The 26,442-nt window shown below is 65.2% G+C and carries 31 protein-coding genes; 10 read left to right on the top strand and 21 right to left on the bottom strand.

Annotation, left to right across the window (positions count from 1 at the left end; translation table 11 throughout):
- Position 1: 1 nt before the first annotated feature.
- Genes ACNI3R_RS17185 through ACNI3R_RS17175 form a run of 3 tightly spaced genes read left to right on the top strand, consistent with a single transcriptional unit; the run spans position 2 to position 4,147 of the window.
- Positions 2-1,051, top strand: coding sequence for a FemAB family XrtA/PEP-CTERM system-associated protein (locus ACNI3R_RS17185; RefSeq protein ID WP_426185578.1), 1,050 nt, complete (start codon positions 2-4; stop codon positions 1,049-1,051).
- Positions 1,048-2,241, top strand: coding sequence for a TIGR03087 family PEP-CTERM/XrtA system glycosyltransferase (locus ACNI3R_RS17180; protein WP_426185576.1), 1,194 nt, complete (start codon positions 1,048-1,050; stop codon positions 2,239-2,241). Before ACNI3R_RS17185 ends, ACNI3R_RS17180 begins: the two co-directional genes overlap by 4 nt.
- Positions 2,242-2,248: 7 nt before the next feature.
- Complete coding sequence (locus ACNI3R_RS17175) at positions 2,249-4,147, top strand: XrtA/PEP-CTERM system amidotransferase (protein WP_426185574.1); 1,899 nt, start codon at positions 2,249-2,251, stop codon at positions 4,145-4,147.
- Positions 4,148-4,160: 13 nt separating this feature from the next.
- Here the strand turns inward: ACNI3R_RS17175 and ACNI3R_RS17170 are convergent, their stop codons facing one another.
- Both ACNI3R_RS17170 and ACNI3R_RS17165 read right to left on the bottom strand, forming a co-directional pair.
- Positions 4,161-4,580, bottom strand: coding sequence for an FKBP-type peptidyl-prolyl cis-trans isomerase (locus tag ACNI3R_RS17170; RefSeq protein WP_426185572.1), 420 nt, complete (start codon positions 4,578-4,580; stop codon positions 4,161-4,163).
- A 69-nt stretch (positions 4,581-4,649) separates the two neighbouring features.
- Positions 4,650-5,315, bottom strand: a complete 666-nt coding sequence (locus tag ACNI3R_RS17165; RefSeq protein WP_426185570.1) for an FMN-binding negative transcriptional regulator — start codon at positions 5,313-5,315, stop codon at positions 4,650-4,652.
- Between the two features lie 112 nt (positions 5,316-5,427).
- Between ACNI3R_RS17165 and ACNI3R_RS17160 the strand changes: the two genes are divergently transcribed.
- Positions 5,428-6,188 (top strand): IS5 family transposase gene (locus ACNI3R_RS17160; protein ID WP_426185568.1). Its coding sequence is split into 2 segments (ribosomal slippage): positions 5,428-5,752 and positions 5,752-6,188, totalling 762 coding nucleotides; the frame shifts between segments, so codons are not numbered across the junction.
- Between the two features lie 48 nt (positions 6,189-6,236).
- On the opposite strand, the gene ACNI3R_RS17155 is transcribed toward ACNI3R_RS17160, so the two are convergent.
- The gene (locus tag ACNI3R_RS17155) at positions 6,237-6,449 is read right to left on the bottom strand and encodes a hypothetical protein (RefSeq protein ID WP_426185566.1); all 213 of its coding nucleotides are present in this window, start codon (positions 6,447-6,449) and stop codon (positions 6,237-6,239) included.
- A 93-nt stretch (positions 6,450-6,542) separates the two neighbouring features.
- Here ACNI3R_RS17155 and ACNI3R_RS17150 point away from each other — a divergent pair.
- Positions 6,543-7,309, top strand: a protein-coding gene (locus ACNI3R_RS17150) for an IS5 family transposase (protein ID WP_426185565.1) whose coding sequence is annotated in 2 segments (ribosomal slippage) — positions 6,543-6,855 and positions 6,855-7,309 — 768 coding nt in all. Because the reading frame shifts where the segments join, the coding sequence is not laid out codon by codon here.
- On the opposite strand, the gene ACNI3R_RS17145 is transcribed toward ACNI3R_RS17150, so the two are convergent.
- From ACNI3R_RS17145 to fmt, 4 genes are all read right to left on the bottom strand, one after another.
- Positions 7,306-8,115: an APH(3') family aminoglycoside O-phosphotransferase gene (locus ACNI3R_RS17145; protein WP_426185563.1), complete on the bottom strand. Its 810-nt coding sequence runs from the start codon at positions 8,113-8,115 to the stop codon at positions 7,306-7,308. The two genes, ACNI3R_RS17150 and ACNI3R_RS17145, sit on opposite strands and share 4 nt — an antisense overlap.
- 20 nt (positions 8,116-8,135) lie before the next feature.
- Positions 8,136-9,068, bottom strand: coding sequence for a hypothetical protein (locus ACNI3R_RS17140; protein WP_426185561.1), 933 nt, complete (start codon positions 9,066-9,068; stop codon positions 8,136-8,138).
- A gap of 69 nt (positions 9,069-9,137) precedes the next feature.
- Complete coding sequence (gene truA, locus ACNI3R_RS17135; RefSeq protein ID WP_426185559.1) at positions 9,138-9,881, bottom strand: tRNA pseudouridine(38-40) synthase TruA; 744 nt, start codon at positions 9,879-9,881, stop codon at positions 9,138-9,140.
- On the bottom strand, positions 9,878-10,786 hold the full coding sequence (gene fmt / locus ACNI3R_RS17130; RefSeq protein WP_426185557.1) for a methionyl-tRNA formyltransferase: 909 nt from the start codon (positions 10,784-10,786) through the stop codon (positions 9,878-9,880). The genes truA and fmt overlap by 4 nt, the downstream gene beginning before the upstream one ends.
- 51 nt (positions 10,787-10,837) lie before the next feature.
- Between fmt and recR the strand changes: the two genes are divergently transcribed.
- The 3 genes from recR to def all read left to right on the top strand — a co-directional run bounded on the left by recR (position 10,838) and on the right by def (position 12,502).
- Positions 10,838-11,434, top strand: coding sequence for a recombination mediator RecR (gene recR, locus ACNI3R_RS17125; protein ID WP_426185555.1), 597 nt, complete (start codon positions 10,838-10,840; stop codon positions 11,432-11,434).
- Positions 11,435-11,537: 103 nt separating this feature from the next.
- Entirely contained in the window at positions 11,538-11,888 is a 351-nt protein-coding gene (locus tag ACNI3R_RS17120; RefSeq protein ID WP_426185553.1) for a hypothetical protein, read from the top strand.
- A gap of 83 nt (positions 11,889-11,971) precedes the next feature.
- Positions 11,972-12,502, top strand: coding sequence for a peptide deformylase (def, locus tag ACNI3R_RS17115; protein WP_426185551.1), 531 nt, complete (start codon positions 11,972-11,974; stop codon positions 12,500-12,502).
- 17 nt (positions 12,503-12,519) lie between these two features.
- Here the strand turns inward: def and ACNI3R_RS17110 are convergent, their stop codons facing one another.
- Positions 12,520-13,203, bottom strand: coding sequence for a Fe2+-dependent dioxygenase (locus tag ACNI3R_RS17110; protein WP_426185549.1), 684 nt, complete (start codon positions 13,201-13,203; stop codon positions 12,520-12,522).
- A gap of 7 nt (positions 13,204-13,210) precedes the next feature.
- Complete coding sequence (locus tag ACNI3R_RS17105; RefSeq protein WP_426185716.1) at positions 13,211-13,942, bottom strand: energy transducer TonB; 732 nt, start codon at positions 13,940-13,942, stop codon at positions 13,211-13,213.
- Positions 13,943-14,080: 138 nt separating this feature from the next.
- Between ACNI3R_RS17105 and ACNI3R_RS17100 the strand changes: the two genes are divergently transcribed.
- Complete coding sequence (locus tag ACNI3R_RS17100) at positions 14,081-16,387, top strand: ribonuclease R family protein (protein ID WP_426185547.1); 2,307 nt, start codon at positions 14,081-14,083, stop codon at positions 16,385-16,387.
- 24 nt (positions 16,388-16,411) lie between these two features.
- On the opposite strand, the gene dcd is transcribed toward ACNI3R_RS17100, so the two are convergent.
- From dcd to ACNI3R_RS17080, 4 genes are all read right to left on the bottom strand, one after another.
- Positions 16,412-16,966, bottom strand: coding sequence for a dCTP deaminase (gene dcd / locus ACNI3R_RS17095; RefSeq protein ID WP_426185545.1), 555 nt, complete (start codon positions 16,964-16,966; stop codon positions 16,412-16,414).
- A gap of 16 nt (positions 16,967-16,982) precedes the next feature.
- Entirely contained in the window at positions 16,983-17,435 is a 453-nt protein-coding gene (gene cdd, locus ACNI3R_RS17090) for a cytidine deaminase (RefSeq protein ID WP_426185714.1), read from the bottom strand.
- Positions 17,436-17,445: 10 nt separating this feature from the next.
- A complete protein-coding gene (locus ACNI3R_RS17085) occupies positions 17,446-17,928 on the bottom strand; it encodes a UPF0262 family protein (protein WP_426185543.1) in 483 nt (160 codons plus the stop codon).
- A 93-nt stretch (positions 17,929-18,021) separates the two neighbouring features.
- Complete coding sequence (locus ACNI3R_RS17080) at positions 18,022-18,522, bottom strand: MarR family winged helix-turn-helix transcriptional regulator (RefSeq protein WP_426185541.1); 501 nt, start codon at positions 18,520-18,522, stop codon at positions 18,022-18,024.
- A gap of 135 nt (positions 18,523-18,657) precedes the next feature.
- Here ACNI3R_RS17080 and ACNI3R_RS17075 point away from each other — a divergent pair, with 135 nt between their 5' ends.
- Positions 18,658-20,169, top strand: a complete 1,512-nt coding sequence (locus ACNI3R_RS17075) for a replicative DNA helicase (protein ID WP_426185539.1) — start codon at positions 18,658-18,660, stop codon at positions 20,167-20,169.
- Between the two features lie 266 nt (positions 20,170-20,435).
- On the opposite strand, the gene ACNI3R_RS17070 is transcribed toward ACNI3R_RS17075, so the two are convergent.
- The 8 genes from ACNI3R_RS17070 to rarD all read right to left on the bottom strand — a co-directional run bounded on the left by ACNI3R_RS17070 (position 20,436) and on the right by rarD (position 26,422).
- Entirely contained in the window at positions 20,436-21,200 is a 765-nt protein-coding gene (locus tag ACNI3R_RS17070) for a phosphoadenylyl-sulfate reductase (protein ID WP_426185537.1), read from the bottom strand.
- Complete coding sequence (locus ACNI3R_RS17065; protein WP_426185535.1) at positions 21,193-21,618, bottom strand: DUF934 domain-containing protein; 426 nt, start codon at positions 21,616-21,618, stop codon at positions 21,193-21,195. Before ACNI3R_RS17065 ends, ACNI3R_RS17070 begins: the two co-directional genes overlap by 8 nt.
- On the bottom strand, positions 21,611-23,245 hold the full coding sequence (locus ACNI3R_RS17060; RefSeq protein ID WP_426185533.1) for a nitrite/sulfite reductase: 1,635 nt from the start codon (positions 23,243-23,245) through the stop codon (positions 21,611-21,613). The genes ACNI3R_RS17065 and ACNI3R_RS17060 overlap by 8 nt, the downstream gene beginning before the upstream one ends.
- Before the next feature lies 1 nt (position 23,246).
- Positions 23,247-23,543: a DUF2849 domain-containing protein gene (locus ACNI3R_RS17055; protein WP_426185531.1), complete on the bottom strand. Its 297-nt coding sequence runs from the start codon at positions 23,541-23,543 to the stop codon at positions 23,247-23,249.
- Entirely contained in the window at positions 23,540-24,337 is a 798-nt protein-coding gene (gene cobA, locus ACNI3R_RS17050) for a uroporphyrinogen-III C-methyltransferase (protein ID WP_426185529.1), read from the bottom strand. Before cobA ends, ACNI3R_RS17055 begins: the two co-directional genes overlap by 4 nt.
- Positions 24,338-24,438: 101 nt before the next feature.
- Positions 24,439-24,927, bottom strand: a complete 489-nt coding sequence (locus ACNI3R_RS17045; protein ID WP_426185527.1) for a glutathione peroxidase — start codon at positions 24,925-24,927, stop codon at positions 24,439-24,441.
- 5 nt (positions 24,928-24,932) lie between these two features.
- On the bottom strand, positions 24,933-25,442 hold the full coding sequence (locus tag ACNI3R_RS17040) for a MarR family winged helix-turn-helix transcriptional regulator (protein WP_426185525.1): 510 nt from the start codon (positions 25,440-25,442) through the stop codon (positions 24,933-24,935).
- A gap of 89 nt (positions 25,443-25,531) precedes the next feature.
- A complete protein-coding gene (gene rarD, locus ACNI3R_RS17035; RefSeq protein ID WP_426185523.1) occupies positions 25,532-26,422 on the bottom strand; it encodes an EamA family transporter RarD in 891 nt (296 codons plus the stop codon).
- Between the last annotated feature and the right edge of the window lie 20 nt (positions 26,423-26,442).

The following is a 26,442-nucleotide window of genomic DNA, read 5'->3' as shown; positions in this document are numbered from 1 at the left end:
CATGGCGGAAATCGGTCGTGCCGACCTGTCCGATCGGGGAACGTGCCGAGCGATCGAGCGCTATGTCGCCGATCATCCCGAGGGCAGCTTCTTTCATCGACCGGGCTGGAGCGTCGCTGTCGAGCAGTCCTGCGGGCAGGAGGCTCATTATCTCGTCGCGCGGTGCGAAGGCCAGCTATGCGGGGTCATGCCGCTGTCGGAGGTGCATTCGCCGCTGTTTGGCAGAGCGCTGGTGTCGGCTGGTTTCGCGGTTGGCGGCGGACCGATCGCCGACGATCGCGCGACGGTCGATGCGCTCGCGGAGGCCGCCTGGGTGCTTGCGGGGCGTTTGTCCTGTCCCTCGCTCGAACTGCGCGGCGGGACCGCTCCGGATGATCCCGCCTGGCATGTCGAGCAGGGCGTCTATGCCGGCTTCGTCAGGTCGCTCGCGGAAGATGACGACCAGGAACTGCTCGCTATCCCTCGCAAGCAGCGGGCCGAGGTGCGGCGGGCGCTCGGTTTCGATCTGACGGTCGCTATCGGGCGGGACGAGGCGGACCGGCGCGATCATTATGCGGTCTATGCCGAAAGCGTCCGCAATCTGGGCACGCCGGTCTTTCCGCGCGCATTGTTCGACGCGGTGCTCGATGCCTTTCCCGAAGACGCCGATATCCTGACGATCCGCCACGAGGGGAAGCCGCTCGCGAGCGTGCTGAGCCTGTACCACAAGGGGGCGGTGCTGCCCTATTGGGGCGGCGGTACCACGGATGCCAGGACGTGGCGGGCCAATGATCGGATGTATTATTCGCTGATGCTCCACGCCCGGCAGCGGGGGTGTTCGCGATTCGATTTCGGCCGGTCGAAATTCGGCACGGGTGCCTTCGCATTCAAGAAGAATTGGGGGTTCGAGCCGCAGCCGCTTGCCTATGCGGTCCGCACGGCCGACGGGCAGGCACCCCGGCAGATCAACCCGCTGAACCCCAAATATCGGCTGCAGATCGCGCTGTGGCAGCGGCTGCCGCTGGCGGTCGCCAACCGCATCGGGCCCTGGATCGCGCGGGGGCTGGGATGACCGGCGAAATCCTGTTCCTCGCCCACCGCATCCCTTTCCCGCCCGATCGCGGCGACAGGATTCGCAGTTTTCACATGCTGCGCCATATCGCGGCGCGGCGCCCGGTTCATTTGCTCGGCTTCGTGGACAATGAGGAGGATCGCCGGCGGGCGAAGGAATTGCTGCCGATGCTGGCGTCGCTCCACATCGAGATCCGCAGCAAATCACGTCTGCGCGCCGGGCTGGAAGCGCTGGTGCTCGGCGAGCCGGTGTCGATCGCGGCGTTCGGGTCGCGCCGCATCATGCGCATGGTGGACCATCTGCTCGCCGAACGGCCGATCGACACGATCTTCGCCTATTCGGGTCAGATGGCGCAATATGTGCCCGACGACCGGATCGGCCGCCGCTTCGTGATGGACTTCGTCGACGTCGATTCGGAGAAATTCGTCGCATACGGAAAGGCCGGCCGGGGGCCGCTGGCCTGGATCAACCGGCGCGAGGGGCGCCTGCTTGCCGAATATGAGGACAGCGTCGGCCGCTGGGCGGACGTCAGCCTGTTCGTCAGCGAGGCCGAAGCCGCGCTGTTCCGCAAGCGGGCGGGTCTGTCGACCAGCCATGTCCGTGCGCTCGACAATGGGATCGATCATCGGAAATTCGCACCCGACGGTTTCCCGCGGGTGGAGGGTGCCGAGCCGATGCTCGTCTTCACCGGACAGATGGATTACCGGCCCAATGTCGACGCGGTGTGCTATTTCGCGCGGCGCACCTTCCCTGCCATCCGCGCCAAGCATCCGGCCACGCTGTTCGCGGTCGTCGGACGCAACCCGACGCCTGCCGTGCGCGAACTCGCCAAGCTGAAAAATGTCATCGTCACCGGCGAAGTGCCCGACGTGCGACCCTGGCTCGCTGCGGCTTCGGTCGTCGTCGCGCCGCTCGATATCGCCCGAGGCGTGCAGAACAAGGTGCTCGAGGCGATGGCGATGGCGCGCCCGGTGGTCGCCTCTCCTGCCGCGTTCGAAGGGATCGACGCCGAACCGGGCAAGCATCTGATCGTCGCCCATGGCTATGAGATGGCGAATGCCGTCAGCCATATGCTGACTCACCCCGACGAGGCGGCTGCGATGGGGCGGGCGGCTCGCCAACAGATCATAAATCGCTATGACTGGGATGCGCAGCTCGCGGCGCTCGACGGCCTGCTGGGGATCGGCTGAACATTCTATGTGCGGTATTGCCGGCATCTATCATCTGCAGACGGCCAAGCCCGTCGATGCGGCACGCGTCCGTGCGATGACCGATGCGATCGCCCATCGCGGTCCCGACGGCGCCGATCTTTGGGTGGCGCCCGGCGTAGGGCTCGGGCATCGACGCCTCGCGATCATCGATCTGGCCGGCGGTGCACAGCCGATGCAATCGGCCGACGGACAGGCTGTCATCACCTATAATGGCGAGGTCTATAATTATCGCGAGGTCCGCGCCGCGCTGCAGGCCTGCGGGCGCCAGTTCCGGACCAACAGCGATACCGAGGTCATCGTCGAGGCGTGGCGCCAATGGGGACCCGACTGCCTGTCGCGCCTGAACGGGATGTTCGCCTTTGCGATCCATGATCGCGAGCGCGGCTGTCTGTTCCTTGCGCGAGACCGGCTCGGGGTGAAGCCGCTTCATTATGCCGAGCTGTCCGACGGCAGCGTGGTGTTCGGATCCGAGCTCAAGGCGCTGCTCGCGCATCCCCTCTTCCGGCGTGCTCCCGACTTCAGCGCGATCGACGATTATCTCGGGCTGGGTTATGTGCCCGACGATGCCTGCATCCTCGCCGGTGTGCGCAAGCTGCCGGCCGGCCATTATCTGATGCTGCGCCGGGGGCAGGGGCTGCCCGCGCCGATTGCCTGGTGGGACGTCAGCTTCGCCGATCGCGCGCGCGGATCGGCTGCGTCGCTATCGGACGAGCTCACCGCGCTGATGCGCTCCGCTGTCACTGATCGGATGGTGTCGGACGTGCCCCTCGGCGCCTTTCTGTCCGGCGGGGTCGACAGTTCCTCGGTCGTAGCGCTGATGGCAGAGGCGAGCCCGCAGGCGGTGAAGACCTGTTCGATCGGCTTCGATCATCCCGATTATGACGAAACCCGCTATGCGGCGCAGGTGGCCGAGCGCTTCGCCACCGATCATCGGACGCGGATCGTATCCTCGGAGGATTATGGGCTGATCGACCGGCTGGTCGAGGCGTTCGACGAGCCCTTTGCCGACGCCTCGGCGCTGCCGACCTATCGGGTGTCCGAACTGGCGCGCGAGCAGGTGACCGTGGCGTTGTCGGGAGATGGTGCAGACGAGGCTTTTGCCGGTTATCGGCGCTATGTCTTCTTCCGGAACGAGGAACGCGTGCGTTCGGTGATGCCGGCCCGCCTGCGCACCGGCCTGTTCGGCACGCTCGGCCGCCTCTATCCCAAGCTCGACTGGGCACCGCAATTTCTGCGCGCGCGATCGACCTTCGCCGAACTCGGCCTGTCGAGCGAAGAGGCCTATGCCGGGGCGGTCGGCGTGACGGCGCGCGAGGCCCGCCTGGCCCTTTACACCGATCGGGCAGTGCGCGACCTGCAGGGGCATCGCGCGGAGGATCGCTACATCAAGGCGATGCGCGACGCGCCGGCGCGCGATCCGCTCGACCGGGCCCAATATGCCGACCTCAAGATCTGGCTGCCGGGCGATATCCTGACCAAGGTCGATCGCGCCAGCATGGCGGTGAGCCTGGAAGCGCGCGAGCCGCTGCTCGATTATCGCCTGATCGAATTCGGCGCGCGTCTGCCGCAAGCGATGCGGGTTCGGGGAAGGACGGGCAAATGGCTGATGAAGCAGGCGATGCGCCGCTATTTGCCCGACGAGATCCTCTATCGCCGGAAAATGGGCTTTTCCACCCCGATCAGTGCCTGGTTTCGCGGGCCGCTTGCCGCCGAGGCTCAGCGGATTGCGCAAGGGTCGGCGCTGATCGAAACGGGCTGGTTCGACGTCGCCGCGCTCGACCGTATCGTGACCGAACACAAAGGCGGCCGGGTCGATCATGGGCGGCTGCTGTGGCAGTTGCTGATGCTCGATCGCTCACTGACGCGGCTGTTCGGTATCGGCTGATCGGGCCGCGTGGCTATTTGACGTCGAGCAATTCGATCTCGAACATCAACCAGCTGTCGGGCGGCACCGGGCCCTTGCCCTTGCGCCCATAGGCTTGGGCGGGCGGGACGATCAGCGTACGCACACCGCCGACCCGCATCCCGACGAGCCCGTCATCCCAACCCCTGATGACCAGACCGTCGCCGAGCCGGAAGCTGAGCGGCGTACCGCCATGTGAAGAGTCGAACTTCCGCCCGCGCTCATCCTTCGGCTGATCGTAGAACCAGCCGGTGTAATGGACGGTGAGCGTTTTTCCCTTGCGCGCCTCGGCACCGGTCCCGGTTTCCAGATCCTCACCCCGAAAAATCTCGGCGGCGTCGACCGGCTGGGCAAGGGCTTGGGCGGTCGGGGCGAGGTCAGCGCATAGGAACAGAAGCGGCAGAAGGCGACGCATCACAAATGTGGATCCTATTTCGTCAGGCTGTGGCGAACATTGAAGTAAGCAATAAGCTCTTCTACCAGCTTAATTTTTGTTCGCCGTGGCTGCGACGATGTCGGCCATGCGATCCGCGCCATCATTTCTAAGGCCTTGCTCGACGCCGATACGGTTGAGCATGGGCTGGTTCTGGCTCGCCTTCCATTTACCATCGATATGCTCGATCGCAATTTCCAGCCCCACTATACCCTTCAGTTGACCGGCAATGAAATCTGCCGGGGCGTCACTTGGACTCCACGGTTCCGCGCGGCCCTGCTCATGCTCGGACGTAAGTTCGTCCAGCTGAGCGCTCAACCACTGGTCGTCATCGATCACGACCGGCTGGCCACGGACTTGAACCACGATGTAGTTCCAAGTGGGTACCACCCTTCCATGCTCATGCTTCGTCGCATACCAGGATGGGCTGACATAGGCTTGAGGGCCTTGAAAGATCACCAGCGTCGGTGGCGCTTGCCGCAGATCCGACAGTTGATCATTGGCTTTCGCGATATGCGCTCGCAGGACAGCGCCACGTGCACCGACCTGAAGCGAGAACGGTACCAGATTGGCAATGAGCCCAGAAGATCCGCTGGTCACAAGGGTCGCTAGGGGGTGCGCACGAATGGCGCCGTGCAGGACTGGGAGTCGATCTTCCCGGAAGGCAGGTGGGCAATACACGCGACCCGAATAAGCCAGGTGGTCGACGTTCGCCAAGGGTCTTATGCAAATAGCCGGCGTCCCCCGTCGGCGGCCTAGGCTGTAGTGATATTTTAGGGATTCCCATTGGTGGCGGGTTCTGACTCAACGCTGGTTTTTGGAGGCTGGCGTGGAAGGCGAGGTACTTCGGGACGATCAATGGGAACGGCTGCGGGAGTTTGTTCCGGGAGGCCGCAAGGGTCGACGTGGCCCTCGCAGCGATGGCTGTCGTTTTCTGGATGCGTTATTATGGTTGGCGCGCTCGGGTGGACGCTGGCGTGATCTGCCAGAGAAGTTCGGCCCCTATCAGACCGCCAAGCGGCGCTATTATCGCTGGGTCGAGCAAGGCGTCATCGATCAGATTTTCGAGGCTGTGTCGGATGATCCCGACATCGAATGGCTCGCGATCGACGCGACGGTGATCCGTGCCCAGGCTCAAGCGGCCGGGGCACGGGTAAAAAGGGGGGCGCTCAAGCCCAGGCTCTCGGTCGATCCAGAGGTGGTTTCGGTACCAAAATCCACGCCATAGTCGACGCCCTTGGTCTGCCGATCCGCTTCACCCTCGGCCCTGGTCAGCAAAACGACATGGCGCCGGCCTGCGATCTGATCCGCGGCATTCCGGCCGACAAAGTTTTGGCCGATCGCGCTTACGATGCCGATAGCTTGCACGACCTCATCTACGAGCAAGGGAGCGAACCGGTCATCCCACCTCGCCGACACCGTAAGCATCAGCATCGCTACGATCGCATCGCTTACAAACAGCGTTGGGGCATCGAGGGCTTCTTCGCCAAGCTCAAACAGTGGCGCCGTATTGCAACCCGCTACGACAAACTCGCCGCCAATTTCCTCGGCTTCGTCAAACTCGCCAGCATCATGCTTTGGCTCAAATGACTAAAATGTCACTACTGCCTAGGCCGTGAACTCATAAACTGAATGGGCTTACGGCTGAGTCGAGCTTTGCTTTCCAAGCACGCGATTTACCGCGTCGGCCCAATCCGCCCGCTGAGCGGGATCGATTTCCAGGCTACCGAGCAATGCGGCAAGATCTTCGGAAGTGCGGTCACCCCGCTCCCAATATGCTTCCAGAAATTCCTGCATCGCGGCAAAGCCGGTCGCGAGGCTCAGAAGTTTCGTGCCGACATGCTCGCTCATGGGTTGTATGTTGCACCTCTGGACAGCGGCCGCAACGTAGTCGAGCCGAGTAGCCTCTTTCATATCGCGCAGGGTTCTGATTCATGCGTTGGCATGAGCCGATATGATCTGACCGACTTCGAATGGCGCGTGATCGAGCCGCTGCTGCCCAACAAGCCAAGGGGTGTCCCGCGTGTCGATGACCGTCGTGTGCTGAACGGCATCTTCTGGGTGCTGCGCTCCGGTGCGCCATGGCGCGACCTGCCCGAACGCTACGGTCCTCGCACTACCTGCTACAACCGCTTCGCGCGATGGCGGAAGGCAGGTGTCTGGGATCGGATGATGGATGCCATCACCGTTGCGCATGACGGTGACATCCAAATGATCGACAGCACCTCTGTTCGCGCTCACCAACAGGCCGCGACCGCAAAAAGGGGGATCGAGATCATTGCCTCGGTCGTTCCCGAGGCGGCCTCACCACCAAAATTCACGCGGTCGTCGATGCGCAAGGTCTCCCGATCCGACTCTGCCTGACAGCCGGGCAGGCGCACGACGGGCAGGCTGCTGGCACGCTGCTCGATCATCTCGGGCCGCGCACCATTGTGCTGGCAGACAAGGCTTACGATGCTGACCGCATCCGTGAACTGATTGAAGGGCAAGGCGCCACGCCGAACATCCCGCCCAAATCCAATCGGAAATGGAAGCCCTGCTTCAGCAAGCGACTCTATCGCGAGCGAAACCTAATCGAGCGGTTCTTCTCCAAGTTGAAGCACTTCCGCCGCGTCGCCACTCGTTATGACAAACTCGCTGCCAACTTCCTCGCCATGGTTCAACTCGCCTCAATGCGGCTGTGGCTGCGCTCTTATGAGTCTACGACCTAGAAGAACTCGTCAAGTGTCAGGTGGAACTCGATCCGGCGCATGTCCAGCTTTTCGATGCCATAACGCTGGAGGAAGCCCTTCTGCAGATCGGCGCCGAACTCGCCGAGACAGTTCCAGGCGATGGCGATGTCCTGATAGCGGTCGGCCACGCCGAGCCGGCCCACATCGATGCAGTGAAGCGGTCCATGCGGGGGCAGGATGAGGTTGTCGAGCGAATAGTCGCCGTGGGTGACCACCAGATCAGAACCGTCGGGTGTCAACGTCGACAGGCGCTCCCACAACGCCTCCGGCGTCTGGCCGAGACGATCCTCGTCGAAGTCGTCTTCGTCGACCAGCCCTTGTTCCATTCGCTTCTGAGCACAAGCGAGGCGAAACGCATGGTCCGCATCGAAGGGGCAGTCGCGCGCCGGGATGGCATGCAACCGGCGCAGATGGTCGGCCAGACTATCGACGACGCTATGGATGGTGGCTTCGTCGCCCCGTTCGAGCAGTTGATAGGCGGTGAGCCTCGGCACGGCGGCGGTGAGTAGCCAAGATTCCGACTCCGTCGAAAGAAAGCCGGTGATCGCCGGTACTTCGATACGCGTCTGCAACCAGTGCAGCCGTGCATACTCGTCGATCACGTCGTTCGCCTGCGGCCCCCGACCGTATTTCAGGTAATGAAGCGGACGCCGATCGGCATCGGTGAGGCAGTACACCTCGCATCCCGATTCCCCGACCCGGTCGCTATGCCAGATCAGGCCGTCGGTCTGTGTGGCGATGCCGGCAGGGACCGGGATGGGTGAGCAGGCGTCATGACGGTCCACGATCCAATGCCTCCGAAAAGTCAGGTGCAGGCGTCGTCGAGCTGCGCGACCAGTCCGTCCAGCTGGTCCGGGCCGGCGACCCGTCCGATCCGATAGGCCGGCACCGACAGGAGGCGCATCATATGCTGCATTTGCCATTGGGTGAGGCCCATGCGGCGCATCGCTCCCGGCCGGTAGATCAGGTCCTTCGACCATGGAAGCAGATCGGTCGGGCGCAGCCGTGTCAGACGTCCGTCATGGGCCGTGTCGGGGTCGATCATCACGATCGCATGCAGCGGCAAGGGCTGCGCATGAAAGGCCTCTGCCACCGGCAGTTTGAACTTTTCGACGTCGCCGGTGACCCGTTCCAGGCCGGTCGCGTCGATCTGCATACGGTCCAGCGCATCCTGCCAGAGCTTGACCCGCGGAAAGCTGGGAAGGGCGACAGGCGCGCCATCCTCGGAAAGGTCGAGAAGCGTCACGTCGTCGGCTAGCATCGCCCGGCCCCGGTCGATCAGCATGGCCGCGAGCGTCGACTTGCCGGCACCCGACCGGCCGCTGAACGCGACGACGCCGTTGCCGAATCGAAGACAGGCAGAATGCAGGGGAAAGAGGCCCCAGCGCATCGCGGCAATCGCGAAGACCGTTCCGTACAAATAGGTCCGGATCGCAGGATCATCGGGATTGGTTTCCGGCTCGATCGTGATCGTCCGGCCATCGGGCGCTATGGTCCAGGCGGCTGTGCCCCCGACATGAAGACGGCAGTGACCGTCCAGTGCAACCTGCAGGGCCTGAGTTCTCGCGACGACGTCATGGAGTGATGGTGCGGCGCCAAGGCGTATCACGAGATCGCTCTCTCCGGCACCGTCCCATGCCGGCAGATCGGGCAGCGCGATCTCGCTGGAGATCCTGCGCAGCGCATAGGAATGCTGATGCATCTCCTTCAGGGTGGGCAAGGGCTGAGGACGGGTCAAGCAAATCTCACGACTACAGTCTGTAGAGGTCTTCCGTGACGCAGGCAGTCCTCGAAGGCAAGCAGGGGATCAACCGGGGTAGACCGCTTCGACGAAGTATAACCCGTCTGGTGGCGCGTTGAGGCCCAGCCGGGCGCGGTCGGCAGCGGCCAGCGCGTCTGCCAGATCGCCCTGCGACCAGCGCCCCTGGCCGACCAGCGCGAGGCAGCCGACCATCGAGCGGACCTGGTGGTGGAGGAAGGAGCGCGCCGCTGCCTCGATCTCGACTGTCTCGCCCAAGCGGCGGACATCGAGCCGGTCTAGCGTCTTGACCGGGCTCTCCGACTGACAATGCGCCGAACGGAAGGTGGTGAAATCGTGCCGGCCGACAAGCAACTGTGCCGCTGCATGCATCGCATGTTCGTCGAGCTGCGTGGCCAGCTGCCAGGCCAGTCCGCGGTCGAAGGTCAGCGGCGCGCGCCGGTTGACGATGCGATAGATGTAGCGGCGGCCCATGCAGGAAAAGCGGGCGTGCCAGTCATCGGGCACCTCCTCGGCGGCAAGGATCGACACCGGATCCGGCCGCAGATGCGCGTTGAGCGCTTCGCCCAAACGAAAGGCGGGGATCGGGCGTTCGATGTCGACATGCGCGACCATCGCACGTCCATGGACACCCGCGTCGGTTCGGCCTGCGGCGTGGACCGCCGGGGTTTCGCCGGTCGTCGCGGTGACTGCCTCCTCGATCGCCTGCTGAACGCTCGGCCCGTGCGCCTGACGCTGCCAGCCCATGAAGGGCCGCCCGTCGAACTCGATCGCCAGGCGGAAGCGGGTCATGCGATGACGGTGCCGACGGCAATGGCGAAGCCGCGCAGCAGCTCCTCCGTGGTCATCGCCGCCTTGCCCGCGCGCTGGACGCGGGTCGGCCGGATCGCGCCCTCGGCGCAGGCAATGGTCATTCGTTCGTCGAGCACGGTCCCGCACGCGCCGCGCATGTCCGCGCTCACCGAGCAGGCGAGGATCCGGATGCGCTCTCCGCCAAGCTCGAACCACGCGCCAGGCGCCGGATTGAAGGCGCGCACCTGCCGTTCGACGTCGATTGCCGGGCGGGTGAAGTCGATCCGCGATTCGGCCTTGTCGATCTTGGCGGCATAGGTGACGCCGTCATCGGGCTGCACGATCGGAGGATAGGCTTCGACCTTGTCGAGCACATCGACCATCAGCAGGGCGCCGGACCGGGCCAGCTCGTCGGTCAGATCGCCGGCCGTCTTGTGCGCGATGGGGGTCCGCAAGGTCGCGAGCATCGGGCCTGTGTCGAGGCCGCGTTCCATCTGCATGATGGTGACGCCGGTCTCATCGTCGCCGGCCAGGATCGCGCGCTGGACGGGGGCCGCGCCGCGCCAGCGCGGCAGCAGCGAGCCATGGACGTTGAGGCAGCCGAGGCGCGGCGCGTCGAGGATCGGCTGCGGCAGGATCAGGCCATAGGCCGCGACCACTGCGGCATCGAGGTCGAGCGCGGCAAAGTCCGCCTGGGCCTCATCGTTGCGCAGGGAAATGGGGTAGCGAACCTCCAGTCCCAACGCCTCGGCACGCTTCTGGACCGGGGACGGCGTGAGGCCCTTGCCCCGACCGGCAGGGCGTGGCGGCTGGCAATAGACGGCGACCACGTCGTGGCCCGCGTTCACCAGGGCGTCGAGCGTGGGGACTGCGAAGTCCGGGGTTCCCATGAAGGCAATGCGCATGCCCCTCTGAAACGCTTGCCTTGGCAACATGCAAGCCCATATCGAAGGGCAATGTCGTCTCCCGAAATAGAAGCGCTCACACAGGCGCTGGCCAGGCTGCCGGGCCTGGGGCCCCGTTCGGCCAGGCGTGCCGTGCTGCACCTGCTGAAGAAGCGCGAGATCGCGCTGGAGCCGCTGCTGCGCGCGCTCGACTCGGTCAATGCGCGGCTGACCGATTGCCATATCTGCGGCAATGTCGACACCACCGACCCCTGCGGCATCTGCACGGACACCCGGCGCGATTCGCGGATGCTGTGCGTGGTCGAGGAGGTGGCCGATCTCTGGGCGCTCGACCGCTCGCGCCTGTTCCCCGGACGCTATCATGTTCTCGGCGGACGGCTTTCCGCGCTCGAAGGGGTTCGCCCAGAGGATCTGACGATCGACCTGTTGATCGGGCGGGTGGCGGCCGGGGGCGTCGATGAAGTCGTGCTCGCCATGAACGCGACGCTGGAGGGGCAGACGACCGCGCATTACATCGCCGATCGGCTCGAAACCTATCCAGTGCGGCTGACCCAGCTCGCGCATGGCCTGCCGGTCGGCGGCGAGCTCGACTATCTCGACGAAGGCACGCTGGCGCAGGCGCTGCGCGCGCGTCGGCCGGTCAGCTGACGGCCCATATTCTCAAATTCGTTCGGACAGCGTTCAGCTTTCTTCCGTAAAAATGATCGCGACCTGTCTCCAGCTCGGGTCAGCCATGCTGAAGGAGAGCAGGATGAAACGCGTCTTCATGAAAGCGATAGCGGCGCTCGCGCTCACCGGCTCGATCGCCGCGGCCGTCCCTGCCGAGGCCCGCCCTGGCCGATGGGGCTATGATCGCGACTATGGTCGTCACTGGGATCGCGGGCGCGATCACTACCGGTGGGACCGTGGTTATCGTGACCGTGGATATTGGCGGGGACCGCCTCGCCGCTATTATTATGCACCGCCGCCGCGTTATGGCTGGGGTGGTGGCTGGGGCCCCCCGCGCGGCTATTATTACCGCGATCGCGATCGTGGTGGCGACGTGCTGCTCGGCGCACTGGCCGGGGTGGCGATCGGCGCGGTGATCGCCGACGGGCGGTAGGCTGGTATTTGGGTCGCCCGTCGCCATGAGCGGCGGGCGGCCTTTTCCTTGACGATTCGGCCCCGCATACCTAGCTCGGCGCTATGGCCATTCTTCCGATCCTCGAAACGCCGGACCCCCGGCTGCGCACTATCTCGCTTCCCGTGGAGAGCGTTGACGACGACGTGCGTGCGCTGATCGCGGACATGTTCGAGACGATGTACGACGCCCCCGGCATCGGCCTGGCCGCGATCCAGGTCGGGGTGCCGAAGCGGATCCTCGTCATCGACCTGCAGGAAGAAGAGGACGCCGAGGGCAAGCCGATTCGTAACCCGCGTGTGTTCATCAACCCCGAATTGTTCGACCCCTCCGACGACTATGGCGTCTATACCGAGGGCTGTCTGTCGGTCCCCGACCAGTTCGCAGACGTCGAACGGCCGGCGGTCGTCCATGCCCGCTGGCTCGACGAACAGGGCAAGGCGCATGAGGAGCGGCTGGACGGGCTGCTGGCCACCTGTCTCCAGCATGAGATGGACCATCTCGAGGGCATATTGTTCATCGATCATCTGTCCCGGCTGAAGCGCGACATGATCCTGAAGAAGCTCGACAAGGCGCGCCGCAGCCGGGTCGCCTGACCGGCCGTGCCGGGCGCTCAGGCGTCCGCCCAGCGCCGCAGCAGATTGTGATAGACGCCGGTCAGCCGGATCACCGTATCATCGCCCTGGCCGCGTTCGGCGGCGACGTTCTGGATGGCCGAATCGAGGTCGAACAGGGTCGACCGGGCGCCGTCGTCGCGCACCATGCTCTGGATCCAGAAGAAGGAGCATAGCCGCTCCCCGCGCGTCACCGGGGTGACCCGGTGCAGGCTCGACGCCGGATAGAGGATCATGTCGCCGGCCGCGAGCTTGACGCTGTGCGTGCCCAGCGTGTCTTCGACCACCAGCTCGCCGCCGTCATAGTCCTCGGGGTCTGCCAGGAACAGCGTGGCCGACAGGTCGGACCGGATGCGGAAATCGCTGCCGCGCTTGATGCGGATCGCATTGTCGACATGCGTCCCGAATGCTTCGCCTTCGCCATAGCGGTTGAACAGCGGCGGATAGACCTTCAGCGGCAGGGCAGCCGCAACGAACAGCGGACAGGTGCCTAGCGCGTCCAATATGATCGCGCCGGCCTGCCGGGCGGCCTCGCTGTCTTCAGGCAACTGGCGGTTGCGCTTGGCGAGAGCGGACTGGTGTCCGGAAGTGGCATTGCCGTCGATCCAGTCGGCCTGTTCGACGAGGTTGCGGACCTGTGCGAGGTTGTCGCCCGACAGCAGGTCGGGAATGGCGATCATCATGTCTGGGTCAGCTGCGCAGGACGAAGGGGATCGGCATCAGCCCGCGCACTTCGACGGGCGCCCCATCGCGCAGCATCGGCTGCCAGCGCCAGCGGCGCGCAGCCTCTAGCGCGGCCTTGTCGAGCCGCTCGAAGCCGCTGCTTTCGGCGACGCTGACTTGCTGGACGCGCCCGTCGGTGCCGATGAGCAGGCGGAGGACGACCGTGCCCTGCTCCTTCTTGCGGCGCGATTCGGTGGGATAGCGGGGCGGCTCGCCCTCGATCATCCGCTCATCGAGATTGGCGACGCTGACCGGCCCCGCCGGCGGTGCGGTGATGGCGGCCGGGCGCGGCGGCGGCGGAGCGGGCGACGTCACGACGGTCGGCGGCGGGGCCATGGCCGTCTGGACGATCGGGGGTGGGGTAACGACGGGCGATTCCACGGGCCGCTCGACCGCCGGCTGCGGCTCGGGCTGCTCGATGGCGGGCGGGGGCGCCGGTTCGGCGATGAGTTCGACGACCAGCGGCACGGGCTTGACCTTGGCCATCGGGATCACGTCGAGCTTCACGAGCGCGAACAGGACGATCGCGTGGAGGGCGAGGATGGTCAGGATTCCCGCCCAGTTCGGCCGGCGGTCGGCGCCATAGGTCGAGCGATCCGGCAGCGCTTCCAACGCGGATGGCGCAGCGCGCGCGGGGACGGCGTCGAAGAACAGTGCCTCGGCGCGTTCGACATCCTGCTTGCTGAGCGTCGCGTGCATCGTCACCTGCCCACTCCCGGAAGAACACCCTCGCTAGTACAGTAAATAGTGAGAATCAATCGCATTAGCATTTGATTCGGATCAAGGCTTGCCTACGCGATGCGTGACGCGGGGCCACTCTCCCTCTATGGGTGGCGGATGCCCCGTCAAAAAACCTCCGGTCTGCCCAGCCGCGACCAGATCCTCGATTTCATCGTCAAGTCCGAGACGCCGGCCGGCAAGCGCGAGATCGCCAAGGCCTTCGGACTGCATGGTGCTGCCAAGATCGAGCTCAAGGCGCTGCTCAAGGACATGGCGGACGAGGGGCTGATCGACAGCGGTCGCGGGCGCGCCTTTCACAAGATGGGCGGCATTCCCAAGATGACCGTGTTGCGGATCACCGACGTCACCGACGAGGGCGTCCCGCTCGCGGTGCCCGAGACCTGGCACGGCGAACATGGCCCCCCGCCGCAGCTCCGGGTGAAGGAAGCGCGCGGTCGCAAGGGTCCGGCGCTCGGCGTCGGTGATCGCATCCTGGCTAGGACCGAGGAAGCCGGACGCGGCTGGATCGCCCATCCGCTCAAGAAGCTCGAACGTGGCGAGGCGCTTCTCCTCGGCGTGCTCCATCGCGATGGCGATCGACTCTGGCTGCGCCCCGTCGACAAGCGCGAGAAGCGCGACACGCTCGTTTCCGATGCGGGCGGTGCGGAGCCGGGCGATCTGGTGCTCGCGGAAAAGGCGGGCCGTCCGCCGCGCATCACCGCGCGGGTCACCGAGCGGCTGGGCGATCCCTTCGCGCCACGCTCCTTCAGTCTGGTCGCTATCCACAAGTTCGGCATTCCCGATGTGATGCCGGAAGCGGTGATCGAAGAGGCCGAACTGGTCCGCCGGTTGCGGCTGGGTGGCGAGCGCGAGGATTTGCGCGACCTGCCGATCGTCGCGATCGACCCCGCCGATGCGCGCGACCATGACGATGCGATCTGGGCGACGCCTGACGACGACCCCGCCAATCGCGGCGGCTTCAAGGCGATCGTCGCCATCTCCGACGTGTCCTTCTACGTCCGGCCCGGCTCGGCACTCGACCGCGAAGCCAAGAAGCGGGGCAACAGCGTCTATTTCCCCGATCGCGTCGTGCCGATGCTGCCCGAGGCGCTGTCGGCGGGCATCTGTTCGCTCAAGGCAGGCGAAGAACGGGCGGCGATGGTCTGCCACCTCACGGTCAAGGCCGACGGCACTCTCGCCGGCTGGCGCTTCTCGCGGGCGGTCGTCCGGCTCGCTGCCAACATCGCCTATGAGGATGCGCAGGCGGCGATCGACGGCAATCCGATCGAGGGCGGCTGGGACCAGAGCCTGACCGATACCGTGCTCAAGCCGCTCTGGACCTGCTGGAAGGCGCTGGCGGCTGCGCGTGACAAGCGCGAACCGCTCGATCTCGATCTGCCCGAACGGCGCGTGGTGCTCGACGAGAAGGGCCGTATCCTGTCTGTAGCACCGCGTGAGCGGCTCGACGCGCACCGGCTGGTCGAGGATTATATGATCGCGGCAAACGTCGCGGCGGCCAAGGCGCTCGAGGCGAAGAAGGCCGCGGTGATGTACCGCGACCATGAGCCGCCGAGCCGCGAGAAGCTGGTCGCGCTCAAGGACTATCTCGCGACGTTCGACATGGAGTTCGCGCTGGGGCAGGTCGTCCGGCCTTCGACCTTCAACCAGATACTCAAGCGGGTGACTGACGATAAGATTCGTCCGCAGATCATGGAGCAGGTGCTGCGCAGCCAGACGCAGGCCTATTATGCGCCGGCCAATGCCGGGCATTTCGGGCTGGCGTTGGGCAGCTATGCCCATTTCACCAGCCCGATCCGCCGCTATGCCGACCTGCTCGTCCACCGCTCGCTCGTCGGGGCCTATGGTCTTGACGCCGGCAAGGTGGAGATCGAGGGTTCGGGGCGGACCGGCGACATCGTTCCCCGCACCGCGCTGACGCCAGAAGAGGGCGAGCGGATGACGGCGATCGGCGAACTGATCAGCAAGGCCGAGCGGCGCGCGATGGAAGCCGAACGCGACACGGTCGACCGCTATGTCGCAGCCTATCTGTCGACCAAGGTCGGCGAGCTGCTCGATACGCGGATCACCGGCGTGCAGTCTTTCGGCTTCTTCGCGACGGTCGAGGGTTTCGGTGGGGACGGGCTCGTGCCCGTATCGACGCTGGGCGCCGAACGCTTCCGCTACGACGAGAAGGCGCAGGCGCTGGAGGGCGAGGAGAGCGGCGAACGCTACACGCCTGGCATGCGGATCCGGCTGCGTCTGGTCGAGGCGGACCCGATCAACGGATCGCTGCGCTTCGAACTGGAGGAAGGCGCGAACCACCTGCCGATGCGCGGCCCGCGCGGTCCCCGCAAGGGCGGACGTCCGATCGTCGGCCGTCGCGGTCGGCCAGGCAATATCCGCCACAACGGGCGCCGCCGCTGAACCGGGCCGGCGGCGTTCCGGCCGTCAGAGGCGCGGCAGCGTCACGCCCTGCTGGCCCATATATTTGCCCATCCGGTCGGCATAGCTGACCTCGCACGGCTCGTTGCCCTGCAGGAACAGGAACTGGCAGGCGCCCTCATTGGCGTAGATCTTGGCCGGCAGGGGCGTGGTGTTGGAGAATTCCAGCGTCACATGTCCCTCCCAGCCGGGTTCGAGCGGGGTGACGTTCACGATGATCCCGCAGCGCGCATAGGTCGACTTGCCGAGACAGATGACGAGCACGTCGCGCGGCACGCGGAAATATTCGACGGTGCGCGCCAGGGCGAAGCTGTTGGGCGGGATCACGCAGACCTCGGTCTCGCGGTCGACGAAGCTGTTGGCGGCGAAATTCTTCGGGTCCACCGTCGCCGAATCGACATTGGTGAAGATCTTGAACTCGGGCGCGACGCGCGCGTCATAGCCATAAGAGGACAGGCCGTAGCTGATGCAGCCGTCGCGGCGCTGGGCCTCGACGAAGGGCTCGATCATGCCATGCTTCGTCGCCTGTTCGCGGATCCACTTGTCCGACATGATCGACATGAAATGCGAACCCCTCTTATCTGATGCCCAGGTCGGCAGGACCGAAAGCATGCGGCAGCAGCTCGGAAGCCCGGAAATGGCGGAAGGCGCTGCCATCCGCCGACGCACAATAGACGTCGATATCGGTCCCCGACAGGTCCGCCGCCTCGTTGATGATCTGGCGGCACCGGCCGCACGGCGTGACCAGCCCCTGACCGCTGATCGTCCCGTCCTTCGCAAGCGCGCCGCCGATGACGCCGATCGCGGCGATGTCGCGCAGCCGGCCCTGTGCACTGGCGCTCGCAATCGCCACGGTCTCGGCGCACAGCGACAGGCCGTAGCTCGCATTTTCGAAATTGGTGCCGGTGACGACCGATCCGTCGGTCAGCAGCACGGCGGCGCCGACTCCGAAATGGGAATAGGGCGCGTGCGCATGTCGCGCGGCTTCGCGGGCGGCCTCGACGAGCACCCGGCCCGCCACTTCGTGCATGTCGACCGGTTCAGCCACGGATGTGCAGCACGCAGATGAGGGTGAACAGGCGCCGTGCGGTGTCGAAATCGACATCGATCTTGCCCTCCAGCCGATCCTTGAGCAGCTGCGCCGCCTCATTGTGGATGCCGCGGCGCGCCATGTCGACGGTCTCGATCTGCTGCGCGGTCGACGTGCGGATCGCCTGGAAATAGCTGTCGCAGATAGCGAAATAGTCGCGGATAGGCCGGCGGAAGCTGCCAAGACCGAGAATCAGCGTTTCGAGCAGGTCGTCGCTCTCCGCAGCGATATCGATCGCCAACCGGCCTTCCTCGACGCGCAGCTTCACCTTGTACGGGCCGGCATAATCCTGCGGATAGGGGCGCAAAGGCTTGAAATAATTCTCCTCGAGCAGGTCGAAGATCGCCACGCGACGTTCCTGCTCGACATCGGCGTTGCGCCAGATGATCGTCTTCTCGTCGAGATCGATGGCAATGATGCGCGGGTCGGACATTGTTTCGGCCCTTAGCGCCCGTCGCCCGGCTTGGCAAAGCGAAGCATGCAGAACCGTGGTTCTGCATGCTTCCAGTTGCCTCGGGGGAGGATCTCAGTCGACGGTGGTCGCGGCGGGCGGAGCGGGCTGGGAAGCTGCTCGCGGCGATTGGGACAGGCGTTCGTCTTCTTCGCGGATGTGGTCGCGGACGATCGAGAGCAGTTCGGCCAGCGTCTCGCGCTGTGCGGGATCGAGCGGAGCGAGCACGCGCTCTTCCAGCGTGCTGGCGATTCCCGACAGCTCGTTGACGATCGGCGTCGCCTTCTGGGTCAGGTGAATGCGCCACACCCTGCGGTCGGTGGGGTCGGCGCGCCGTTCGACCAGACCGGCCTCGGCCAGGCGATCGACCATCCGGCACAAGGTGATCCGCTCGACGTCGAGCATTTCGGCCAGTTCGCTCTGGGTGGGGCCCTCGGCATTGGCGAGGCTGATCAGGACCCGCCATTGCGGGCGGGTGATGCCGCGCGAGCGTGCGCGCGCGTCGAACCAGTAGCGCGACCGACGGGCGATGTCGTGCGTCAGAAACGAAATGCGCCGATTCGATTCTGTATGCATACTTACATTATGTCGGCGAACATTAAGCCGTGCAAGCATCTGGATCGAAGCCATCCACAGAAAGACCCAGAGCTTTTTGGCGCAGGCGGCCACCCTCCGCTTGCGGCGACGCGCCGGGGAGCGGATAACCGGGCCATGGCTGAACCAATCCGCATTCCGACACCGGCTCCGGCCGAGGCCCCTACGATGCCGCAGAACATCGACGCGGAGGCGGCGCTGCTCGGCGCGATGATGCTCGACAACCGCATTGTCGAGGATGTCCAGGTCCGCCTGCGGCCGGAGCATTTCTTCGAGCCGCTGCACGGCCGGATTTATGAGTCGATTCTCCGTCTGGTCGACCGCAACATGCTCGCTACGCCCGTCACGCTGAGGCCGCTGTTCGAGGGCGACGCCGGCATGCGCGAACTGGGCGGCCCCTCCTATCTCGCCCAGTTGACCGGCAGCGGCGCGGCGATCATCGGTGCGCGCGACTTCGCCCAGCAGATCTACGATCTGGCGCTGCTGCGTGCGCTGATCGGGGTCGGCCGCACTATGGTCGAAGGCGCCCTCGACACCTCGGAGGAGGTCGATCCCAAGTCGCAGATCGAGCAGGCGGAAATCGCGCTCTACAAGGTCGCCGAACAGGGCGGCGAAGAGGGCAGCGTCAAGAGCTTCGCCCAGGCGACCAAGACCGTGATCGAGACGGCGAGCGCCGCGCTCAATTCCGGGGGGCATGTCGCGGGCCTGACAACGGGGCTCGAGCGGCTGAACGCCAAGATCGGCGGCCTGCACCCGTCCGACCTGATCATCCTCGCCGGCCGTCCGGGCATGGGCAAGACGTCGCTTGCGACCAACATCGCCTTCAACGTGGCGGCGCGCTACATGCGCGACCAGCAGGACGGGATCAGCCCGTCGGTTGGTGCGCCATGCGCCTTCTTCAGTCTGGAAATGTCGGCCGACCAGCTGGCGGGTCGTGTGCTCTCCGAGCAGGCCGAGATCAGTTCCGAACAGATCCGCATGGGCAAGCTCAGCCATGCCGAGTTCACTGCCTTCGCGCGGGCCGCGCAGGAACTGGAAACGCTGCCGCTCTACATCGACGATACTCCTGGCCTGACGATCGCGGCGCTGCGCACCCGCGCACGGCGCCTGAAGCGGCAGAAGGGCATTGGCGTGATCGTCGTCGACTATCTCCAGCTGTTGCAGGGATCGGGCAAGAACTCCGACGGCAACCGTGTGCAGGAGATTTCGGAGATCAGCCGCGGTCTCAAGACGTTGGCGAAGGAACTCAGCGTGCCCGTCATCGCTCTGTCCCAGCTGAGCCGTGCGGTCGAGCAGCGCGAAAACAAGAAGCCGGTGCTCTCGGATCTGCGCGAATCGGGCTCGATCGAGCAGGACGCCGACATGGTCTGGTTCGTCTATCGCGAGGAATATTATCTCAACCTGATTCGCCCGAAAGAGGCCTCCGCCGGGGCTGGAGACAGCGCTGTCGACGTGACCGCGTTCGAGGACTGGCAGCTCAAGATGGCGCGGGCGCACAATCGCGCCGAACTGGTGATCGCCAAGCAGCGTCACGGCTCGACCGGCACCATCCCCATGAAATTCGAGAGCAAGTTCACCAAGTTCTCCGACCTGGCGGACGATTACTACAATCCGAACGATTATGAGTGAGTCGTTCTTGTTGCGGTGCAACGCAGTCTGACGCGCATTTTCGCCGCCATTGCGGCTTTGCGCAGGTGACAGAGCGCGGAAAAGGTGGTTTTCTTGCTTGGCACCCGGAATAGCGGGGCGTTGGGGAAGAGGATGCTGCGATGTCCTACATCGATCGCACTATGGATCAGCTTCTGGTGGCCGCCATCATGTGCGTGCCCTTCTACATGGCCTACAAGATCGGCGTGTTCCTGATCGACTGAGGCCGGCGCGGGCGCTCGCCAGGATCAGAAGACGGGCTCGTCTCCGGGGCTGGTCAGCGGCTCGCCATGGATGCCGCACTCGACCTTGTCCCAGCCGCGCCAGCGGCCGGCGCGGGGGTCTTCGCCCGGCTTGACCACGCTGGTGCAAGGCGCACAGCCGATCGACAGATAGCCTTTCGCCTCCAGCGGGTGGCGCGGCAAATCGCGGCTATCGAACCAGGCGTCGAGATCGGGCTTGCCCCAATCCGCGAGCGGGTTGAACTTGATCCGGTCGCCGTCGAGTTCGAACCGGGCGATGCCCGAGCGGGTCGATGCCTGAAAGCCTTTGCGACCTGTGATCGACGCATCGAAGCCGCGCATCGCGGCAGCGAGAGGGACGACCTTGCGGATTTCGCAGCAACCGTCGGGATCATAGGACCAGCGCAGGCCGGTCATGTCCTTGGCCTCGATCACCGCCGGGTCCGGGGTGATGTTGCGCACGTCGCGAAGCTGGAGCCGCTCGACCAGCAGGTCGCGATAGGCGAGCGTCTCGTCGAACATCTTGCCCGTGTCGAGAAAGATCACCGGCGTGGCTGGATCGGCCTCGGCGACGAGGTCCAGCAGCACGGCGGATTCGGTACCGAAGGAAGATACGACCGCGACGCGGCCGAGGAGCTTCTCCTCGAGCACGGCCTTGATCATGTCCGCCGTGGGGACGCCTTCGAAACGCGCGTTGAGCGCGGCGACGTCCGCCGCGGTGAAGCGGGGCGCCGTGTCGATCCGGTCGATACTGCGCGCCGGTTCAGCCATGCCGCCGGGCCCACACGGGCGCGCGTCCGTCTACCGTCTTCTGATAGACATGGGGCTGGAGCGAGAGGAGCTTGTCGAGCACATCCTGGTCGATCTCGGCGTCGCTCAGGAAGGCGTCGAAGCCACAGCGGCGCATTGGACCGATCTGGTCGACCAGCACATCGCCGGCCGCCCTCAATTCGCCGGTATAGCCGGCCTCGCGCAGGATGCTGCCGATCGAGTAGCCCCGGCCGTCGCGGAATTTGGGGAATGACACCTCGATCAGCGACAGGCGCGACAGATGCGGGATCAGCGCGCGGGGATCGTCGGTCGGCTCCAGCCGCACGGCGGTTGCGTTCGACTGGCCCAGAAAGCCGTCCAGCGTGACGGCCGGCTCTTCATGGGTCTCGTCGTCGCGAAACCGGATGAGGTCACCCATAGATCGCCTCCTTGAACGGGGCTTCGCCAACCCGGCGATAGGTATCGACGAAGCGCTCGCCGTCGGTGCGCAGCGTAGTGTAGACGTTCACCGCCTTCTCGATCGCGTCGACGACGCCGTCTTCGGAAAAGCCGGGGCCGATGATCTTGGCGAGGCTGGCATCCTCCGCGCCCGACCCGCCAAAGGAGAGCTGGTAATTTTCCTCGCCCTTCCGGTCGACGCCGAGAATGCCGATATGGCCGGCATGGTGGTGGCCGCAGGCGTTGATGCAGCCCGAGATCTTCAGCTTGAGCTCGCCGAGATCACGCTGGCGTTCGATCGCACCGAAACGCTCCGAAATCTTCTGCGCCAGCGGAATCGAGCGGGCATTGGCGAGGCTGCAATAATCGAGGCCGGGGCAGGCGATGATGTCGCCGACCAGATCGAGGTTCGGCGTCGCGAGGCCGGCCGCGTCGAGCTTCTGCCAGATCGCATAGAGGTCGCTCTTGCGGACATGCGGCAGGACGATGTTCTGCGCATGGGTCACGCGCAGCTCGTCGAAGCTGTAGGTCTCGGCGAGATCGGCCATCAGGTCGATCTGCGCCGAGCTGGCGTCGCCCGGAATGCCGCCGGTCGGCTTGAGGCTGATGTTGACGATCGCATAGCCCGGCGCCTTGTGCGCCACGACCTGCTGGTCGAGCCACAGCGAGAAGTCGGGATCGCTGCGATCGATCTCGTCGCTCAGGCCGCTCTCGAAGGCGGGGGGCGCGAAATGGGCGGCGATGCGGTCGAACTCGGCCTGCGGGGCGTCGAGGCCGAGGGTGCGGGTGTGGAGAAACTCCTCCTCGACCTGGCGACGATATTCGTCGGCCCCGATCTCGTGCACGAGGATCTTGATCCGCGCCTTGTAGAGATTGTCGCGCCGGCCATGGCGGTTATAGACGCGCAGGCAGGCTTCCATATAGGCGAGGAAGTCGGCCTTGGGCAGGAAGTCGCGGATCACCGGAGCGATCATCGGGGTCCGACCCATGCCGCCACCGACGAACACGCGGAAGCCGTTTTCGCCCGCGTCGTTGCGATGGATCTGCAGGCCGATGTCGTGCAGGCGCACCGCAGCACGATCTTCTTCCGATCCGATCACCGCGATCTTGAACTTGCGCGGCAGATAGCTGAACTCGGGGTGGAAGGTGCTCCACTGGCGCAGCAGCTCGGCCCAGGGGCGTGGATCCTCGATCTCGTCCGCGGCCGCGCCGGCATATTGGTCGGACGAAATATTGCGGATGCAGTTGCCGCTGGTCTGGATGGCATGCATCTCGACCGTCGCCAGCTCGGCCAGGATATCAGGCGCGTCGGCCAGCTTGATCCAGTTATACTGAAGGTTCTGCCGCGTGGTGAAGTGGCCGTAATCCTTGTCGTACTTGCGCGCGATATGCGCGAGCATGTGCATCTGTTTGCCCGACAGCGTGCCATAGGGGATGGCGACGCGCAGCATATAGGCGTGCAGCTGCAGATAGAGACCGTTCATAAGCCGCAGCGGCTTGAACTGGTCCTCGGTCATCTCTCCGCTCAGGCGGCGGCGCACCTGGTCGCGGAACTCCTCGACGCGGGCGTCGACGATCGCCTGATCATATTGGTCGTACTGATACATGTCAGATCACCCAGTCGCCGATGGTGGGGTCGGCCGGCTTGAGGCCGAGGTCGGGGCGCACCGTCGGGCCGACGGCGCGAATGCGGTCCTTGATATGCGCGGGGCGGGGGCCTTCGCCGGTCATCTGCGCCTGGATGACATAGGGCCCGTTGACGTGGCGGGCGGCTTCTTCGCGCGCGGCGATCGCCTCGCCCTGCCCGTCGACGTCGACCGCATGTTCGAGGTGGCGCGACCAGCCATCGCCGGTCCACCAGATCACGTCGCCCGTGACCAGATCATTGCCCGTCAGAATCTTCACGCTTCGTCTTTCATCCGTTCGGCCTGCGCCGCGAAGGCGGCGAGGCGGTTTTGGGCATCCGACAGCAGGACCACTTCGCCGACGACGATGATCGCGGGGCTTTCGACGCCCTCGCGTTCGACCAGGTCGCCGAGATCGGCCAGCAGCGTGCGCATCGCCCGCGATCCTTCGAGCGTGCCCTTTTCGAGCACCGCGACGGGCATGTCGGGGGCGACGCCGTCAGCCATCAGCTTGTCGGCGATCATCGACGCGGTGGTGACCCCCATATAGATCACCAGGGTGCGCCCCTGCCCGGCGAGACCGGACCAGTCCTGCTCGCTCAGCCCCTTGCAGGTGCCGGCAACGAAGCTGACCGCGCTCGACCAGTCGCGGTGCGTGAGCGGCAGCATCGCTTCCGCAGCGCAGCCCAGTGCCGAGGAGACGCCGGGAATGACCTCGACCGGCAGACCGGCGGCGCGAACCGCCTCGACCTCTTCGCCGCCGCGACCGAACACGAACGGATCGCCGCCCTTCAGCCGCACGACGACCGAGCCGGCCTTCACATGGGCGATGATCAGCGCGTTGATCGCGTCCTGGGGCAGGGTGTGCCGGTCGCGCTTCTTCGCCACCGAAATCCGCTGGGCGGTGTCGGGTGCATAGTCGAGAACGCGCGGATCGATCAGCCCGTCATGGACGACGACGTCGGCGGAACGCAGCGCATCGACTGCGCGCAGCGTCAGAAGGCCGGGGTCGCCCGGGCCTGCGCCGACAAGAATGACGCGCCCACGCGCATCGGGATCGAGCAAGGATGCCATGTCCGCCAAATGGGGCTTGCCGTCCCAAGGCGCAATTCAGCGTTGCTTGGGGGGCAACCAAGTTTTCTTTGTTCAAACGCTTAGGCGGGAGGACGCCGCTTTCAGGCGCCGTCGAGCAGATCCTCGATATCGCTCTTGATCGCCTCGGGCTTGGTGGTGGGCGCGTAGCGGCTGACGACCTGGCCGTTGCGGTCGATCAGGAATTTGGTGAAGTTCCACTTGATCCCCTCGGTCCCCAGCACGCCCTTCGCCTTGCTCTTCAGCCAGGCATAGAGCGGGTGGGCGTTGGGGCCGTTGACGTCGACCTTCGCGAACATCGGGAATTTGACGTCGTAGCTGGTGCGGCAGAAGGTCGCGATCTCCTCCGCGTCGCCGGGCTCCTGCGCCCCGAACTGGTTGCAGGGGAAGCCGAGGACGACGAGACCCTTGTCCTCCATCTCCTCGTGGAGCTTTTCCAGCCCCTCATATTGCGGCGTGAAACCGCATTTGCTGGCGGTGTTGACGATCAGCAGAACCTTGTCGCGATACTGGTCGAGCGAGACCTCGCTGCCGTCGATCGCCTTTGCCGAAAAATCATAGACCGTGCTCATCCGTGTCACCCCTGCTTGCGGACGTGCGGCATGCGCGTCTTCTCCTCGGACGGTACCAACCCCTCCAGCACCGCCCAGAATCCCGTTACAGCATTTTGGCCCGCCTGCGCATAGGCCACCGACAGTCGCTCGCGCAGCGCCTCGAACAGGGATGCTTCCAGCGCGGCGCCCGCCTCGGTCACGCGCAGCAGGCGCTGGCGGCGATCCTCGCGACCAGGGCGCGTCTCGACCAGCCCGCGATCGTGAAGCTCGTTGAGCACGCGACCCAGCGACTGCTTGGTGATGCCGAGGAGGCGGAGCAACTCGCTGACGGTGATGTCGGGATTGCGCGCGATGAAATAGAGCGAGCGATGATGGGCGCGGCCCAGCCCCTGCGCCGCCAGCCCCTCGTCGATGCCGCGCAGCAGATGGCTGTAGCCGAAATAGAGGAGCTCGACGCCGCGCCGGATTTCCGGCTCGCGCAGAAACAGCGGGGATGCGGCCCTGAAGCCTTCGGGTGCGGTGGGGCCGGCCATGGCGACGCTATATGCTCTCCGTTCTTTCGCCGATGCGCGTAATGAAAATGCGCGCCGATGTCATCGTCTGAAATTATCGCGCCGTGATCTCATTCCGGTGGAGCAAGAACCGTTCGGCTCCGGTGCAGAGTCGCTGCGACGTAAAGGGCGAGGCCGGCCCATATCAGCCCGAAGGAGAGAAGATGGATCGGCAGCAATGGCTCGCCGAAGACATGGATCGCTATCAGCATCTGCAGCGTCGGACCGATATATTGGAGCAAGCCGAGATCCGAATAGCGGATCCTGTTCGCGGCACCGGCGAAGAGCAGCAGGGGCAGGGTGGTCGCAACGCCGCTCAGCGCGAGCAGCCAGAAGGCCGGGGGCGTCGCGCCGGGCGCCAGTTGCGGCATAGTCAGCAGCCAGATCGCCGCGAAGGGCGCCAGCAGACCCGTTTCGATCAGCAGCCCTTCGACCGGCCCGAGCGCGATCTTCTTGCGGACCAGGCCGTAAAGGCCGAAGCTCGCCGCCAGTCCGAGCGGGATATAGGGGATGCTGCCCTGATAGACGGCGAGTGCGAGCACGCCGAAGGCGGCGAGAAGAACAGCCGCCGTCTCCATCCGTCCAAGGCGTTCGCGGAAGAAGATCATGCCGAGCACGATGTTGAGCAGCGGATTGATGAAATAGCCGAGGCTCGCCTGCAGCGCATGGCCACCGTTCACGGCATAGATGTAGAGCAGCCAGTTGGATGCGATCAGCAGAGTCGAGGCGACCAGAGCCATGAGGATGCGAGGCTGGCGCAGCGCGGCCAGGGCTGCCGGCAACCGACGCAGCAGCAGTGCCAGGACGACGATGGTGACGAGCGACCAGAGGACGCGCTGGGCGAGGATCGCCGTCGGAAAGAGCGGTGCCATGGCGCGGATGAACAGGGGAAGCAGGCCCCAGATCGTATAGGCGCCGATACCCATGAGGACGCCGAGACGCGCTTGCGATGTGCCGTTCATCCGCTTCGCCTATGAGCGCC

Origin of the sequence: Rhizorhabdus antheiae (assembly GCF_049889055.1) — a bacterium.
In the GTDB taxonomy this organism is placed as follows: Bacteria; Pseudomonadota; Alphaproteobacteria; order Sphingomonadales; family Sphingomonadaceae; genus Rhizorhabdus.
This window is presented reverse-complemented; position numbering and strand designations above follow the sequence as displayed.

What these genes read in the sequence shown, in the direction of transcription:
- ACNI3R_RS17185 (WP_426185578.1), top strand. Translation starts at nt 2, where the DNA reads ATGGCGGAAATCGGTCGTGCCGACCTGTCCGATCGGGGAACGTGCCGA.
- ACNI3R_RS17180 (WP_426185576.1), top strand. Translation starts at nt 1,048, where the DNA reads ATGACCGGCGAAATCCTGTTCCTCGCCCACCGCATCCCTTTCCCGCCC.
- ACNI3R_RS17175 (WP_426185574.1), top strand. Translation starts at nt 2,249, where the DNA reads ATGTGCGGTATTGCCGGCATCTATCATCTGCAGACGGCCAAGCCCGTC.
- ACNI3R_RS17170 (WP_426185572.1), bottom strand. Translation starts at nt 4,580, where the DNA reads ATGCGTCGCCTTCTGCCGCTTCTGTTCCTATGCGCTGACCTCGCCCCG.
- ACNI3R_RS17155 (WP_426185566.1), bottom strand. Translation starts at nt 6,449, where the DNA reads ATGAGCGAGCATGTCGGCACGAAACTTCTGAGCCTCGCGACCGGCTTT.
- truA (WP_426185559.1), bottom strand. Translation starts at nt 9,881, where the DNA reads ATGACCCGCTTCCGCCTGGCGATCGAGTTCGACGGGCGGCCCTTCATG.
- fmt (WP_426185557.1), bottom strand. Translation starts at nt 10,786, where the DNA reads ATGCGCATTGCCTTCATGGGAACCCCGGACTTCGCAGTCCCCACGCTC.
- recR (WP_426185555.1), top strand. Translation starts at nt 10,838, where the DNA reads ATGTCGTCTCCCGAAATAGAAGCGCTCACACAGGCGCTGGCCAGGCTG.
- ACNI3R_RS17120 (WP_426185553.1), top strand. Translation starts at nt 11,538, where the DNA reads ATGAAACGCGTCTTCATGAAAGCGATAGCGGCGCTCGCGCTCACCGGC.
- def (WP_426185551.1), top strand. Translation starts at nt 11,972, where the DNA reads ATGGCCATTCTTCCGATCCTCGAAACGCCGGACCCCCGGCTGCGCACT.
- ACNI3R_RS17110 (WP_426185549.1), bottom strand. Translation starts at nt 13,203, where the DNA reads ATGATGATCGCCATTCCCGACCTGCTGTCGGGCGACAACCTCGCACAG.
- ACNI3R_RS17105 (WP_426185716.1), bottom strand. Translation starts at nt 13,942, where the DNA reads ATGCACGCGACGCTCAGCAAGCAGGATGTCGAACGCGCCGAGGCACTG.
- ACNI3R_RS17100 (WP_426185547.1), top strand. Translation starts at nt 14,081, where the DNA reads ATGCCCCGTCAAAAAACCTCCGGTCTGCCCAGCCGCGACCAGATCCTC.
- dcd (WP_426185545.1), bottom strand. Translation starts at nt 16,966, where the DNA reads ATGTCGATCATGTCGGACAAGTGGATCCGCGAACAGGCGACGAAGCAT.
- cdd (WP_426185714.1), bottom strand. Translation starts at nt 17,435, where the DNA reads ATGCACGAAGTGGCGGGCCGGGTGCTCGTCGAGGCCGCCCGCGAAGCC.
- ACNI3R_RS17085 (WP_426185543.1), bottom strand. Translation starts at nt 17,928, where the DNA reads ATGTCCGACCCGCGCATCATTGCCATCGATCTCGACGAGAAGACGATC.
- ACNI3R_RS17080 (WP_426185541.1), bottom strand. Translation starts at nt 18,522, where the DNA reads ATGCATACAGAATCGAATCGGCGCATTTCGTTTCTGACGCACGACATC.
- ACNI3R_RS17075 (WP_426185539.1), top strand. Translation starts at nt 18,658, where the DNA reads ATGGCTGAACCAATCCGCATTCCGACACCGGCTCCGGCCGAGGCCCCT.
- ACNI3R_RS17070 (WP_426185537.1), bottom strand. Translation starts at nt 21,200, where the DNA reads ATGGCTGAACCGGCGCGCAGTATCGACCGGATCGACACGGCGCCCCGC.
- ACNI3R_RS17065 (WP_426185535.1), bottom strand. Translation starts at nt 21,618, where the DNA reads ATGGGTGACCTCATCCGGTTTCGCGACGACGAGACCCATGAAGAGCCG.
- ACNI3R_RS17060 (WP_426185533.1), bottom strand. Translation starts at nt 23,245, where the DNA reads ATGTATCAGTACGACCAATATGATCAGGCGATCGTCGACGCCCGCGTC.
- cobA (WP_426185529.1), bottom strand. Translation starts at nt 24,337, where the DNA reads ATGGCATCCTTGCTCGATCCCGATGCGCGTGGGCGCGTCATTCTTGTC.
- ACNI3R_RS17045 (WP_426185527.1), bottom strand. Translation starts at nt 24,927, where the DNA reads ATGAGCACGGTCTATGATTTTTCGGCAAAGGCGATCGACGGCAGCGAG.
- ACNI3R_RS17040 (WP_426185525.1), bottom strand. Translation starts at nt 25,442, where the DNA reads ATGGCCGGCCCCACCGCACCCGAAGGCTTCAGGGCCGCATCCCCGCTG.
- rarD (WP_426185523.1), bottom strand. Translation starts at nt 26,422, where the DNA reads ATGAACGGCACATCGCAAGCGCGTCTCGGCGTCCTCATGGGTATCGGC.